General features: G+C 71.8%; 14 protein-coding genes. 8 read left to right on the forward strand and 6 right to left on the reverse strand.

Annotation, left to right across the window (positions count from 1 at the left end; genetic code table 11):
* Positions 1-123: 123 nt before the first annotated feature.
* The 5 genes from ABZ953_RS28090 to ABZ953_RS28110 all read left to right on the forward strand — a co-directional run bounded on the left by ABZ953_RS28090 (position 124) and on the right by ABZ953_RS28110 (position 4,701).
* Complete coding sequence (locus ABZ953_RS28090; RefSeq protein WP_361729107.1) at positions 124-1,425, forward strand: VWA domain-containing protein; 1,302 nt, start codon at positions 124-126, stop codon at positions 1,423-1,425.
* Positions 1,425-2,213, forward strand: coding sequence for a hypothetical protein (locus tag ABZ953_RS28095; RefSeq protein ID WP_361729110.1), 789 nt, complete (start codon positions 1,425-1,427; stop codon positions 2,211-2,213). The genes ABZ953_RS28090 and ABZ953_RS28095 overlap by 1 nt, the downstream gene beginning before the upstream one ends.
* 164 nt (positions 2,214-2,377) lie before the next feature.
* Entirely contained in the window at positions 2,378-2,983 is a 606-nt protein-coding gene (locus ABZ953_RS28100) for a histidine phosphatase family protein (protein WP_361729113.1), read from the forward strand.
* Between the two features lie 81 nt (positions 2,984-3,064).
* Positions 3,065-3,958 carry a TIGR03619 family F420-dependent LLM class oxidoreductase gene (locus tag ABZ953_RS28105; RefSeq protein ID WP_361729116.1) on the forward strand — a complete coding sequence of 298 codons (894 nt, stop codon included), beginning with the start codon at positions 3,065-3,067 and terminating at the stop codon, positions 3,956-3,958.
* An 89-nt stretch (positions 3,959-4,047) separates the two neighbouring features.
* Positions 4,048-4,701, forward strand: a complete 654-nt coding sequence (locus ABZ953_RS28110; protein WP_361729119.1) for a hypothetical protein — start codon at positions 4,048-4,050, stop codon at positions 4,699-4,701.
* A gap of 31 nt (positions 4,702-4,732) precedes the next feature.
* On the opposite strand, the gene ABZ953_RS28115 is transcribed toward ABZ953_RS28110, so the two are convergent.
* Entirely contained in the window at positions 4,733-6,187 is a 1,455-nt protein-coding gene (locus tag ABZ953_RS28115) for an MFS transporter (protein ID WP_361729122.1), read from the reverse strand.
* A 352-nt stretch (positions 6,188-6,539) separates the two neighbouring features.
* Here ABZ953_RS28115 and ABZ953_RS28120 point away from each other — a divergent pair, with 352 nt between their 5' ends.
* Positions 6,540-7,361, forward strand: a complete 822-nt coding sequence (locus tag ABZ953_RS28120) for an endonuclease (protein ID WP_361729125.1) — start codon at positions 6,540-6,542, stop codon at positions 7,359-7,361.
* A gap of 10 nt (positions 7,362-7,371) precedes the next feature.
* Here the strand turns inward: ABZ953_RS28120 and ABZ953_RS28125 are convergent, their stop codons facing one another.
* Entirely contained in the window at positions 7,372-8,325 is a 954-nt protein-coding gene (locus ABZ953_RS28125) for an aldo/keto reductase (RefSeq protein WP_361729128.1), read from the reverse strand.
* 98 nt (positions 8,326-8,423) lie between these two features.
* Between ABZ953_RS28125 and ABZ953_RS28130 the strand changes: the two genes are divergently transcribed.
* Positions 8,424-9,122 carry a DNA-binding response regulator gene (locus ABZ953_RS28130; protein WP_361729131.1) on the forward strand — a complete coding sequence of 233 codons (699 nt, stop codon included), beginning with the start codon at positions 8,424-8,426 and terminating at the stop codon, positions 9,120-9,122.
* Between the two features lie 87 nt (positions 9,123-9,209).
* Here ABZ953_RS28130 and ABZ953_RS28135 read toward each other — a convergent pair whose 3' ends face one another.
* The 4 genes from ABZ953_RS28135 to ABZ953_RS28150 form a co-directional block, all read right to left on the reverse strand.
* Positions 9,210-10,334: a hypothetical protein gene (locus ABZ953_RS28135; RefSeq protein ID WP_361729134.1), complete on the reverse strand. Its 1,125-nt coding sequence runs from the start codon at positions 10,332-10,334 to the stop codon at positions 9,210-9,212.
* A gap of 151 nt (positions 10,335-10,485) precedes the next feature.
* Positions 10,486-10,761: a contact-dependent growth inhibition system immunity protein gene (locus tag ABZ953_RS28140; protein WP_361729137.1), complete on the reverse strand. Its 276-nt coding sequence runs from the start codon at positions 10,759-10,761 to the stop codon at positions 10,486-10,488.
* Positions 10,762-10,880: 119 nt separating this feature from the next.
* The gene (locus tag ABZ953_RS28145) at positions 10,881-11,465 is read right to left on the reverse strand and encodes a DinB family protein (RefSeq protein WP_361729140.1); all 585 of its coding nucleotides are present in this window, start codon (positions 11,463-11,465) and stop codon (positions 10,881-10,883) included.
* Positions 11,466-11,603: 138 nt separating this feature from the next.
* The gene (locus tag ABZ953_RS28150) at positions 11,604-12,590 is read right to left on the reverse strand and encodes an NAD-dependent epimerase/dehydratase family protein (RefSeq protein ID WP_361729143.1); all 987 of its coding nucleotides are present in this window, start codon (positions 12,588-12,590) and stop codon (positions 11,604-11,606) included.
* Between the two features lie 213 nt (positions 12,591-12,803).
* Between ABZ953_RS28150 and ABZ953_RS28155 the strand changes: the two genes are divergently transcribed.
* Positions 12,804-13,529, forward strand: coding sequence for a TetR/AcrR family transcriptional regulator (locus tag ABZ953_RS28155; protein ID WP_361729145.1), 726 nt, complete (start codon positions 12,804-12,806; stop codon positions 13,527-13,529).
* Positions 13,530-13,565 lie beyond the last annotated feature (36 nt).

The following is a 13,565-nucleotide window of genomic DNA, read 5'->3' on the forward strand; positions in this document are numbered from 1 at the left end:
ACCCCGACCCCTACCCCTACCCGCGCCCGTACGCGATGGCGTGACGTGTGGTCAGGCGGTGGCTGTGCGTGCCGTTCTGACCTCGTTTTGGGGATGCGCGCCCGAGATCAATAGTATCCGGCGATGATCACAAGACAACGGCCGGCGGCCTGGGCCATCGCCCTGCTCGCCGCCCTGACCGCCGGGCTCGTCACGGCAGGCCCCGCGGCGGCCGCCGACGACGACGAACCGGCGCAGCCCTCCCCCAAGGTCGAGCTGGTCCTCGACGTCAGCGGCTCCATGCGGGCCCGCGACATCGACGGCAAGTCCCGGATGGCCGCCGCGAAGCAGGCCTTCAACGAGGTCCTGGACGCGACCCCGGACGAGGTCGCGCTCGGCATCCGCACCCTGGGCGCCAACTACCGCGGCGACGACCGCAAGACGGGCTGCAAGGACACCGAGCTGCTCTACCCCGTGGAGCAGCTCGACAAGGCGGGCCGCACCGACGCGAAGACGGCCGTGGCGACGCTCGCGCCGACCGGCTGGACCCCGATCGGCCCGACGCTGCTCAAGGCCGCCCACGACCTGACGGACGACACCGCCGAGCGCAGCCGCCGCATCGTGCTGATCTCCGACGGCGAGGACACCTGCCAGCCGCTGGACCCGTGCGTGGTCGCCCGCGACATCTCCGCCAAGGGCATCCACCTCACCATCGACACGCTGGGCCTGGTGCCCGACGCCAAGACCCGCGACCAGCTGAGCTGCATCGCCGAGGCCACCGGCGGAACGTACACGTCGGTCCGGCACACCGATGAACTCTCCGGCCGCGTCAAGCAGTTGGTGGACCGAGCGGCCGACCCGGTCGTCACGCCCGTCGAGGCGAAGGGCGCCGCACAGTGCACCGACGCCCCCGAACTGAAGTCGGGCCTCTACACCGACCGCGAGAAGTTCGGCGAGCACCGCTGGTACCGCGTGAACGTCCCCGCGGGCAAGGAACTGCGCGCCTCGGTGAGCGTGTCCGCGGACCGGGCCGTCAACCAGGACTACGGCGTGCTGCTGCGCGCCGAGACACCGCAGGGCCGTGAGCTCGTGCGCGGCCAGGAGTCCGGTGACGGGCGTACCGACGTGATCTCGACCGGCCTGCGCCATCCGACGCCGGAGGCGGACGACGAGAACGACGAGAACGACGAGAACACAGCCGACACCGTCTGTCTGCGCGTCAGTAACTCGTTCTCCGCCCCCGCGTCCGTGAAGACGGCGCCCGGCCTGCCCGTCGAGCTCGCCGTCGACCTGGTCGACTCCCCCGACGAGGCCTCCGACGTCGCCTTCTTCGGGCTCGGCCACGGCTGGTGGCTGCTCGGTCTGCTCGTCCTCATCGGCTTCCTCGCCGGTCTGGTCTGGGGCTGGGTCTCGCGCTGGCGCTTCGCGGTCTGGAGGACCAACTGATGCGTACGACACGTGTGGTGCGGCGCTTCGCCGCGGTGACCGGCGCCGCTCTGCTGGCCCTGACCGGCGCCGCGGGGATCGCGGCGGCCGATGACGACGTGCCCGCCGAGAAGGTCACGGAGGCGGGCACGTCCTTCCGTACCGCGACCGCGCTCCGCATCGACCAGGAGGCCTCGGCGGAGGCGTCCACGGGCGACTACCTGTACTGGGCGTTCCCCGTGGACACCGGGCAGCGCGCCACCGTGCACGCCACGGTGAAGCTCCCCGACGCCGCGGCCCGGCACGCCGCGTCCACCTGGCGGGTCGACGTGTACGACGGGCTGCGGCGCCGCCAGGCCTGCCGGCTCGGCACCCCGGCGAGGACGGCCGCGCAGGACGCCGCGTCGGTGTCGCTCTCCTGCACGCTGCGTACCGTCCGGTCCTGGTCGGAGCAGTGGGCGAACGATCCGCTGCCGGGCACCTACTACCTGCGGCTCACGGTCACCGGCCTCAAGGCGGACGACCTGGGTCTGCCGGTGCGGGCCGAGGCGAAGGTCACCGCGACCGACGCGGGCGGCGCGCAGGCGGTGGACGGCTCGCTCGGGAAGCCGCTGGTGCCGGGCGCGGGCTCGGACAAGCAGCAGACCGCCGCCGCCGTGGAGCCGGAGGACGGCTGGTCGGGCGGCTGGTGGTCCTCGCGCTGGCTCTGGACGGCGGCCGGCGGTGTCCTCGCGGCGCTCGCGGGCGTCGGCGGCTATGCCCTGACACGCGGCTCGGGCCGTCCGGCGCGGGTGCCGCAAGGCATGTAGACCACCTGTAGACCACCTGTAGACCACCTGTAGACCACCTATAGATCGCAGGTGGACCCGCTTGCCGGGTCCCGCCGGGCGCACCGCCCGGGGGGCATGGCAGGCTCGGTGGTGGCGGTGCCGGACGGTTCCGCCACCACCGGAAGAACAGGATCGGCGCGACCATGGGTGATCTGCTCCTCGTCCGGCACGGCGAGACGGAGTGGTCCCTGTCGGGGCAGCACACCGGCTCGACGGACATCCCCCTGACGGACAACGGCAGGGAGCAGGCCCGCTCGCTCGCCCCGCTCATCGGCAGGTTCCGGATCGGGGCGGCGTTCACCAGCCCCCGGCAGCGCTCGCGGGAGACCGCGGAGCTGTGCGGCTTCGGGAACGCGCGGGTGGACCCGGACCTGAGCGAGTGGGACTACGGGGCGTACGAGGGCATCACGACCTTCGACATCCACCGCACCCGGCCCGACTGGTACCTATTCACGGACGGTGTCGCGCCCGGCCCGCCGGAGCACCCCGGCGAGAGCCCCGAGCAGGTGGGCGAGCGCGCCGACCGCATGCTCGCCAAGGTGGACGCGGCGCTCGCCGACAACGAGGGCAGTGTCGTCCTCTTCGCCCACAGCCACTTCCTGCGCGTCCTGACGGCCCGCCGCCTCGGCCTGCCCGCGTCGGGCGGCTCGATGTTCCTTCTCGCCACCGGCACGGTGAGCCGGCTGAGCACGGAGCACCGGCGGCACGTGGTGGCGAGCTGGAACCTGCGCCCGCAACTGGTGAGTTGACCCGCGCCTCCCCGTCCGCCGCCTCCCTTCACCCCTCCCTCGCATTCGACAGGCTCGATGATGATCATCAAGACTGCGCCCATGCGATACGGCGTGAATCTCCTCAACTTCGGCTCCGGCACCACCCCCGCCTCCCTCGTGCGGCAGGCGACCGACGCCCGCGAGCTCGGCTACGAGTTCGCGATGATCTCCGACCACATCGCGGTGACCCCCGACGTCCACGAGGTCTATCCGGCGCCGTTCTACGACCAGTTCGTGCTCGCCGCGCACCTAGCGGGGCGCGTGCCGGGGCTGCGGCTCGGCACCACTATCACCGTGATCCCCTACCGGCACCCCTTGCAGACCGCGCGCCTGGCCGCCAACATCGACCGGCTCAACGAGGCCGGGTTCATCCTCGGCGCCGGTGTGGGCTGGTCCGCCGCCGAGTACGAGGTGCTCGGCGTGCCGTTCCGGGAGCGCGGCGCGATCACCGACGAGTACCTCACCGCGATCCGCGCCGCCTGGCGCGACGACCCGACGTCCTTCCACGGCACATACGTCTCGTACGACGGTGTGCGCACCGCGCCCGCCCCCGCGACCGGCCCCTGCCTCCCCGTCTGGGTCGGCGGCAACTCCCCCGCGGCGCAGCGCCGCGCGGCCCGCCTCGGCGAGGGCTGGCACCCGTTCATGCCGAGCCGGGAGCTCCTTGCCGCGGCGCTGCCCCGCATCGCGGCCGAGGCCGAGGCGGCGGGCCGCCCCGCGCCCGGTCTGGTGCCGCGCCTGCAGATCCGGATCGGGCAGCAGCAGGACACCGCGGACCGGCCGCTCGGCCACGGCAGCCTCGACCAGATCCGCGGCGACCTGGAGACGCTGGCCGGTCTCGGCGCCACGGACGTGCTCCTGGACACGTATCCGGGCAGCCCCGGGGAGCGGGCGGGCGCGGACGAGGACCGCCGGGTCCTCGAACTCCTGATGTCAGTGGCCCCGACCGGCTGATGTCAGTGGTCCCGACCGGCTGATGTCAGTGGCACAGGGCACCATCGGACCCAGGTGATGGAACCGGCCGGGGAAGGGGTGTGTGCGCGGTGAAGCCTCCGACAGCCGCACAGCGACGGATCATCGAGGCCGCGGACCCGCAGACGGGGCGCCTGTCCGGCAGCGAGACCCAGCTGACGGGCCTGGTGCGGGCGCGCCTGGCCTTTCGCCACCCCCGGCCGCCCCACGCGTGTTTCCTGACGCCCGCGGGACATCGCGTACGGGAGGAGGGCCCGGCCCTCGCCCCCACCCCCACGCCCACGCCCACCGTTCCGGAACAACCGCCACCGGCGGCCTCCGGGGCCTTCGCCGCGCGCACCGGCACGGAGACGGCGCCGCCCGGCGCCGAGGGCCCCGCCCGCGCGCGGGAGGTGCGCAGCGCCTGGGAGGGCCTGGTCGAGCTGCGCCGCATGACGAACCCCGACGGCGCCACGGACCGCCCCTGCGCCTGGGAGCGCACACACCTCGTGCGGGCGGCCGCGCTGGCCCTGGAGGCGGCGGGGTGCCGCCCGGCGGGCCCCGGCCGTGCGGGTTACCGGGTCGCGGAGACACCGCAGCCGGAGGCCGTGGCCGTACGGGAACCGACGCCGCAGGGGCTGCGGGAGTGCGGGGCAGCCCTGGAGCGGGCGGGCTGGCAGGTCGGCGAACACGCGGAACCGCGCGGGGGCGGGCGCTATGTGCTCGCGTCGCCGCGGCGGAAGTGAGGGGGGCGCACGGCCGTCTTCACAGGAATTCTCAGGACCGCTCGGATTCGGCGATGCGCTTGATGACCCAGCACATGCAGCAGACGGCGACCACAAGCACCAGGTCGATCACTGCGGAACCCGTCATCGCGCGGGCGTAGTCCGCGGGAGCGGGCCGTGCGCCGAGCATGCCGAAGAAGGTCGCGCCGACGACGGCGACGCCCGCCGAGCTCGCGAACTGCTGCGTGGTGGTGAGCACCCCGGAGGCCACCCCGGCCTTCTCCGGGCGCACCTCGACGAGGGCCGCGCCGATCAGCGCGGGCAGCACCAGGCCGTTGCCGAATCCGACCAGGCAGAGGCACCCGATGACCAGGGGGACGCCGATGTCCTGCGCTGACGTGTGGAGCAGCCCCGCGAGAAACAGCAGCCCCGCCGCCGTCACCGCGCTCCCCGCGATGAGAACGCTCGTACCGAACCGGTCCGCGAGCCTGCGGCCGAGCAGCGAGCTCCCCGCGAAGAGGACGCCCATGGGCGCGAAGACGAGACCGGCGCCGAGCGGACCGAGGTCGAGCCCGGACTGGAGCAGCAGCGTGAGGGTGAACATGAAGCTGCCGAAGTAGAGCTGGAAGGCGATGCCCGCGACCATCCCGGAGCTGAAGGAGGAGCTGCGGAACAGGGTCAGATCGAGCACGGGGCTGCCCGGGCCGCGGGTCAGCGCGCGCTCCCAGAACAGCGTCCCGACCGCCACCGGTACGGCCGCGCCCATGCAGATCCACGACCAGACGGGCCAGCCCTCGGTCCTGCCCAGCGAGAGCGGCAGCAGGACGAGTACGAGAGCGAGGCTCACACCGACCGCGCCGACGGGGTCAAGCCCGACGTTCCGCCTCGGCACGGGGCCGGGCAGGTGGCGGGCGGCCAGGACGGCGGCGACCGCGCAGACCGGCACGTTGATCAGGAAGATCAACCGCCAGCCGGGCACGAACAGGTGGAGTTCCAGGAGCCCACCGCCGAGGACCTGGCCCGCGATGGAACCCAGCCCGCTGGCCATGCCATAGCCCGCGATGGCCCGTGGCTTGGCGGCGGCCGAGAAGTGGGCGGTGATCACGGCGAGCACCTGAGGAACCATCAGGGCACCCGCCGCGCCCTGCACGAGCCGCGCCGCGACGAGCTGCCCGGGGGTGGCTGTGATGCCGCACAGCAGGGAGGAGATTCCGAAGGCGGCCATGCCGATGACGAAGAGGCGACGGTGTCCGTAGATGTCGCCGAGCCTGCCGCCCGTGATCATTCCGCTGGCGAAGGCGAACGCGTAACCGCCCACGACGAGTTCGAGCATTCCGGCGCCGGCGTGCAGGTCGCTTTCCAGCGAAGGCGCGGCCACGTTGACGACGAAGAAGTCGAACTGGACGATGAACATCGCCGAAAGCAGCACTCCGACGACAAGCCCGCCACGGGGTGCCGACGTTGTCGACTCACTGCCGCGTCCGAGGACGGATAGATGGTCGGTCAACGCGGCTCCTCAGGCCCGTTTCCTACAGGCGTGCGGCCCGGAGGCCCGCAGTCAGCAGTCAGCAGTCAGCAGTCAGCAGTCAGCACGGTAGATCCACTCCATGACCCACGCAACTACTTTACGGAGTCACGCTTCCGTCATTCGGAAGTGCCGTCACCCCCGGAGCTTCACCCTCCGCGACCGTGTCCATGACATCGTCACCCAACCACCCCATCTCGTTCACGCGACCGTACGCACATCCGTGTCACCCTCCCGGTGGTTGATTAGTCAACTCGCGTAGACCGCCAGCCGATTGGCCGCCCGGCCCGGCGTACGGCACGCGCGAGACCTCCGGGAAAGGACACACCCCCACATGCCCCTCCCGCGTGTACTCCGCTGGAAACCACTGGCCATGACCGCCACCGCGGTGCTCGTCGGCATCACCCTGCCGGCCACCGCGACGGCCACGCCCTCCCCCACGCCCGCCCCCGCAGCGGTCGGCGGCGCCTACGACGACACGTACTACAAGGACGCGGCCGGTAAGACGGGCCCCGAGCTCAAGTCCGCGCTGCACACGATCATCAGCGAGCAGACCAAGCTCACGTACGACCAGGTCTGGGACGCGCTCAAGACCACCGACCAGGATCCCGCCGACAGCTCGAACGTGATCCTGCTCTACAGCGGCACCTCGCGGAGCAAGAGCGCGAGCGGCGGCGACCAGGGCGACTGGAACCGCGAGCACGTCTGGGCCAAGTCCCACGGCGACTTCGGCACGGCCACCGGGCCCGGCACCGACGTCCACCACCTGCGCCCCGAGGACGTCACCGTCAACAGCATCCGCGGCAACAAGGACTTCGACAACGGCGGCAGCGCGGTCGACGGAGCGCCCGGCAACCTCACCGACGGCGACTCCTTCGAGCCCCGCGACGCGGTCAAGGGCGACGTGGCCCGGATGATCCTCTACATGGCCGTGCGGTACGACGGCGAGAGCGGCTTCCCCGACCTGGAGCCCAACGACAAGGTGGACAACGGCAGCGCGCCCGCCATCGGCCGCCTCTCCGTCCTGAAGCAATGGAGCGACGAGGACCCGCCGGACGCGTTCGAGAAGAACCGGAACCAGGTCATATTCGACAAGTTCCAGCACAACCGGAACCCATTCATCGATCACCCGGAGTGGGTGGAAGAGGTCTGGTAGCCGCGGTGGGCTACGCCTGATCGGCGAGCTCGGCCAGATCCTCGGCGTCGAGCCGCAGCCCGGCCGCCGCCACGTTCTCCTCCAGATGGTCCGGCGACGAGGTCCCCGGAATCACCACCATCGCCGGGGAACTGCCGAGCAGCCACGCCAGCGTGAGCTGGGCCGGTGTGGCCCCGTGCCGGTCGGCAACGCGCCGGAGCGCCTCAAGGTCGGGTGCTCCGGCGCCGCCGAACGGAAAGTACGGGACGTACGCGATGCCCTGGCGCTCGCACAGCCCGACCAGTTCCCCGTGCTCGCGCGTCAGCGGACTGAACCTGTTCTGCACGGCGGCGACCGGCGCGATCTCCTGCGCCTCCCCGAGCTGTTCCGGCGTGGCGTTGCTGACGCCGAGGTGCCGGATGAGCCCCTCCTCGCGCAGCGCCGCCAGCGTGGCGAAGCGGTCCTCGCCGGGGCCGTCGCTCCGCAGGAACCGGAGGTAGACCAGGTCGAGGTGGTCACGGCCCAGCTCGCGCAGGTTCCGGTGCACGGCCGCGCGCAGCTCCGCCGGGTCCGCGGGCTCAGTCCAGCTGCCGTCAGGGCGTCGGCCGGGCCCGACCTTGGTGGCGATGACCAGGTCGTCGGAGTACGGCTGCAAGGCCTTGCGGATCAGATCGTTGGCCGCGATGTCCTCGAAGAAGTAGAAGGCCGCGGTGTCGATGTGGTTCACGCCGAGCTCGACGGCGCGGCGCAGCACCGCGATGCTCCGGTCCGGGTCGTGCGCGGGCCCGTCCCAGTGAGCGGCGGGCAGCCTCATCGCCCCGAAACCCATGCGGTGGACGACGAGTTCGCCCCCGATACGGAAGTGCCCCGCGAGGGCGGCGGTGCCGCCCGTCTCCTCTTTGGGGCCGCTGGTGTCCTCTTTGGGGCCGCTGGTGTCCTCTTTGGGGCCGCTGGTGTCCTCTTTGGTGCTGCTGGTGATCGCCATGGCCCAGATCCTCCGGCGTACGCATGTCGTACGCGAACACATGGCCAGTTGCTGCCAGCGTTGACCCCTTGCGCGGTGCGCCGCAGACTGTCGCCACCATGCCGAGCACATCGCACAATGATCAGATCGTGTCCCTCCGGGGCGAGCGGGAACTGGTGCGCCGGGCGGGCGACCTGTTCACCGGGGCCCGGGAGGAGTTCCTGTGCGCGGCGGCGGACCTGGTGACGTTCTCGCCCGGGGTGAACGCCGCGTTCGCCGGGGGCAGGCGGCCTCCGCTCACACCCGGCGGCCTGACGATGCGAAAGCTGTACACGCCACGGGCACTGGCGGACGAGGAGTCCGAGGAACGGCTGCTGCGGATCGCCGAGTCGGGCGCCCAGGTCCGCATCTCGGCGGCGCCGCTCGCCCACGAGGCGATCGTCATCGACCGGCGCGTCGCGATCCTCGCGGGGGCTCCGGTCCGGGGCGTACGGACCTTTACGGTGATCCAGTCCCCGATCGCGGTCGAGGGGGTCAGGGCCCTGGTGCACGCGGCCTGGGAAACGGCCGCGGACCTGGCCGACTACCGCCGCGCCCGGCCTCCCGCACTGGACGAGGAGGCACGCCGGATCCTCCGGGCACTCGGCGCGGGCCACACGGACGAGGTGACGGCACGCGAACTCGGCATGTCTCTGCGCACGTACCGCAGACGCGTGGCCGACCTGATGGCGGCACTCGGAGCCACGTCGCGCTTCCAGGCGGGGCTGCGGGCACGGGAGTTGGAGTACGGGGGGCGGGGCGGGACGGCGGACGACTGAACGTGCCGCTCCTCCTGGACGCGACGCGCCTGCCCGGACCCGTCCGACGTCGACCCACGCCGCGTCGACCCACGCCGCCGGGCCCCCTCAGTCGAGAGATGTGTGCTCCAGCCAGCGCTGCAGTGCCTCTCGCGTCCCCTGCCGGGTCTCGGGCGACGCTGCCATGCGGGTGCCGAGCTCTCGCAGCGCGGGGAAGCGGTGGGGGGCCTTGAGGAGGACGCAGTCCGTCCACTTCTCCCCTGCCACCCCTCGCACGACCACGTTGCCGTCGAGGGACAGCATCGCGAAGTCGAGGTGGCCCGCGATGTCAGAGTCCACCGTGAGGGCTACCCGTGCCCACCTCAGGGAGTCCGAGGGCGCGGTCGCGCTTTCCCCGTCGCCGACGGCGAGCAGGAATTCCGGAGCGTCCCTCTGGAACAGCCCCTGGTCCGCGCCGAGCATGTACCACTGGTGGTTCACGCTTTCCCGCAGGTCGGGATCATCGGATTCCACGCTCACGGCCCATTCCTCGCCGCCGGTCTCCACGGCATCCGCGAAGAACGCGAGGCACGGGGGAAGGAGCGGGGCGGTCGGGTCCGCGAGGCCCAGGTAGCGCAGACCGGACTCGGCCAGCGAGTGCGCCAGTTCTGCCCCCCTCACGTCTTCGCCGTCCTCCCGGACCGCCACCGCCGCGTGCCAGGCGTCGACCCTGGCGAGATACGGCCCGCTCACGCTCTCGCCACCCGCGACGTAGGCGAGCCAGCGCAGTTCGTCGCAGGCGAAGAAGGACTCGCCCCAGGTGTCGGCCCAGATACGGACCGTGCCGTCCGCCGAGTGCGTCAGGTCCCACCAGGCCCAGCCCCGGCTCTCGGAATCGGGGTCGAACTCGTGCAGCCATCCCTGGAGTTCCCAGGACCCTCCCCGGATCGCCGCCGCGTAGCGCTCTCTGCCGCGCCGCGCGAACTCCGGCGCGTCGGCGGAGAGGGGGCGACCGCTCACATCGGTGAACCACTCGGGGACGGCTGCCACCGGCAGGTCCTCCTCGGTGAAGTCCGCCGAGAGGGCAAGCCCCAGCGCGGCGTCGAGCACGGACCGCAGGCGGCCCTCGTACGCGTCGCCGGGGACGGTCGGGGTGACGTCGAACCAGCTCAGCACCGGGGGCGCGTTGTGCGCGGCGGGGCGCCGGGCGACGCGGAGTCTCTCCCGCTCGATGTCCTCGGTCTCATGCAGCATGTCGGCGGCCTCCACCCGCTGGCTCAGTCGTCCCCGGGAACCGCCGCGAGGAACGCGTCGATATCCTGACGGACGTAGCGCGATCCTGACGGACGTAGCGCGATCCTGACGGACGTAGCGCGATCCTGACGGACGTAGCGCGACACGTCGGTCAGGACGGCCACGGCGTCGCGGAGCTCGCGGGCGAGTTCGGGGGCGGCGGCCCAGACCTCCGGCTTCCTGGTGACAACCGCGTACAGCAGGTCGTCGTCGAACCAGCCGCCCCCGCCTGCTGCGGCGCGGAGTCCCGCAGGATCTCCACGGCCAACGGAAGCAGCCAGGGCAACCCGACGTCCTGCCCGATGAGCCGGGCCAGCTCATGCGGCTCCAGGGTCCCGACGGGACGGCGCCGCAGCTCCCGGACCAGCCCAACCAGTCCACGATCCATTCCCCCTCGGGGAGCCGGGGAGTTCCTGGGCCCTGACGTACTTCTCCGCGTCGTCCCCGGAACGGATCCACCCGACCTTCTCGAACTCCATCACCGATCCTCAAACAACAGCAGTGCCTCTAAGTCCCGATTGGTGCGGCCGACCTGGCGGCCTGCTCGATCCTCGCGCAGTAGGCCGCACGGGCCTCCGCGTCGATCTGCTGCTCGTTCTCGGCGCGCACCCCGGTCCGGCCGTCGAGGCTCTCGCGCAGGATGTCGGCGTGCCCGGCATGCCGGATGGACTCGCCGAGGACATGGACCATGATGGCGAACAGGTTCGTGTTGGGGGACGCCTCCGGCCACCACGGCACGTGGCCGGGGGCGTCGAGGGGAAGCTCGTTGATCGTCGCGTCCGAGTGTTCCCACGTGCGTCCATAGGACCCGACGATCTGATCGCGGGTCTCGTCCTCGGTCGCCCACAGGTCGCCGCCGTCGGAGTCCTGCCACCGGCACAGCGGTTCCGGGGAAGGGCGGTCGAAGACCTCGCCGAAGTACCTGGCCTCGACGGTGGCCACGTGTTTGACCAGGCCGAGGAGGTTCGTCCCGGTCGCCGTCAAAGGTCGACGGGCGTCGTATTCGGACAAGCCGTCGAGTTTCCAGAGCAGCGCCTCGCGGTCCCGCCGCAGTCTCCCGTGCAGGGTGCTTTTCGCGATGTCATCGATCATGCGGCTTCAGCCTGCCATGGGCTGCTCGCGGCCTCAAGATCCCGTACGGGGGTCAGGCAGCCCCGTAGCGCGAAGCAGCGCCCGCCACTCCGTGCGAGAGCGACGTCCGCAGCACACAGCGGCCGACTTGAGCCAGCCCTACCGGACCCCGCTGCTTGTGCCGGTCCGGGCTTCCCACCACGCTTCGTACCACGCCAAAGTGGCGTCCAGCGCCTCGGCGAGGGGCGTGGGCCGGACACCGAAGTGCCGTTCGAAGGCGGCCGATTCCATGATCTGCGGCTCGGTGTGCTGGTAGAACATCTCGGCGTACTCGGCCATGAACCGCTCGTCGAACGGCCCGAACGGCCGCGCCTCCGCGACGGCGACGAGCCGCACGGCCCGCCCCACCCGCTCCTCGACCATCTTCAGGACCTCACGCGTGGTGCGCGCCGGAGCGGTCGGCAGGTGCCAGACGCGGCCGTCGCCGTCAGGGCGCTCACCGAGAGTGGCGAGACCGGCCGCGACGTCGCGGATGTAGGTGTAGCTGTGCGGCAGGTCGATGTCGCCCATGACCGCGACGTCCTCGCCGCTCAACGCGCCGGGGAAGACGGCGCCACCGAGCGACGAGTTGAGGACCCCCGGGCCGAAGAAGTCGGCCGAGCGGCCGAGCACCACCCGGGCCGGACCCTCACGGTGCGCGTCCAGGTACGCGGAATCGAGCTCGGCCCGCATCCGGCCCTTGCGGGACGTGGCGTTCCACGGCGAGTCCTCGGTCATCACCGCACCGCGGGTCTCGCCGTACGGGTAGACCGTGTCGAGGACGACAAGCCGCGCCCCGCTCTCCCTCACCGCGCCGAGCACCGCCTCTTGGATACGTGGCATCACTTCGACCTGCAAGTGATAGCCGACGTTCACGCAGTGGTACACCACGGCGGCGCCCGCCACCGCGGCGCGGGCTCCCTCCGCGCTGCTGACGTCGGCGGTGAAGCGCTCCACGCCGACGAGGCCGGGGTGGTCACCCGAGCGGTCGACGAGGCGTACGGGGTGGCCGCGGCGCACCAGCTCCTCGGCGAGCGCGGTCCCCGCGGGGCCTGCACCGAGGACGGTGTGGAGTGCTGACGGGGCGGACGGGTTGTCGGCGGTCATGGCGATCCCTTCGACGGACGGTCACGGGCAGTCACGGATGGACACGGATGGACACGGATGGACACAGGGCGATGGCTACGACCCATCGCTTGTGTTAGAGACCGTAACTCTTGCGAGTAAGGCTAGCAAGACGCGCCGGTTACGAGGTGACGGGAAAGTTAGAGTGAGTCACACACTGGCCCGATGCGCGGGCCACGACGAGAGGGGCGGCCGGTGGCCGGCACCCGTGGCCCGCGAGGCGACAGCCCCAGGGCCCGCTACCGCGAGCAGACCCGTGGCGAGATCAAGGAAATCGCCTGGCGGCAGCTGGCCGAGGGCGGCGGCGGGAACATCGCGCTGACCCGCATCGCCAAAGAGGTGGGCCTCTCGGGGCCCGCGCTGTACCGGTACTTCGACAGCCGCGACGCCCTCCTCACCGAACTGATCAGGGACGCTTACGCGGACCTCGCCGCGGCCGTCGGGGCAGCGGCGGGACGGTCCGTAAGGGAACCGGCGCGTGACCGGCTGCTCGGGCTCGGCGCCGCGTGCCGCGACTGGGCCGTCGCCCACCCCCACCGCTACCTGCTGATCGGGGGCACGCCCGTGCCCGGTTACACGGCGCCCGCCGACACCCTCGACAGCGCCCGCGCCGTCCTCGGCCCGTTCCTCGGCGTCTTCGCCGGTGCCCGGCCCACCGCCTCCGTGGCCCCGCTCATCGAGCAGACGCACCAGTGGGTGGCCAGTGACGAAACCGTCGCCGCATGGGTACGGGAGCAGGCGCCCGACCTCGCGGCGGACCGGTACGCGGTGGCGCTGGCCGGGGCCCTCTTCGCATGGCCGCAGATGCACGGGGTGATCAGCCTGGAGGTGTCCGGGCAGTTCACCGGCATGGGGCACGACGGCGCCACGCTGCTGTCCTGCCAACTCGACACGCTGGCCGACTCTTTCCAGCTCCGGTAGCTCCGGTAGATCCTGCGGAGTCGGCGGAGTCGGCGG

Source organism: Streptomyces sp. NPDC046465 (genome assembly GCF_040646035.1).
Taxonomy (GTDB): Bacteria; Actinomycetota; Actinomycetes; order Streptomycetales; family Streptomycetaceae; genus Streptomyces.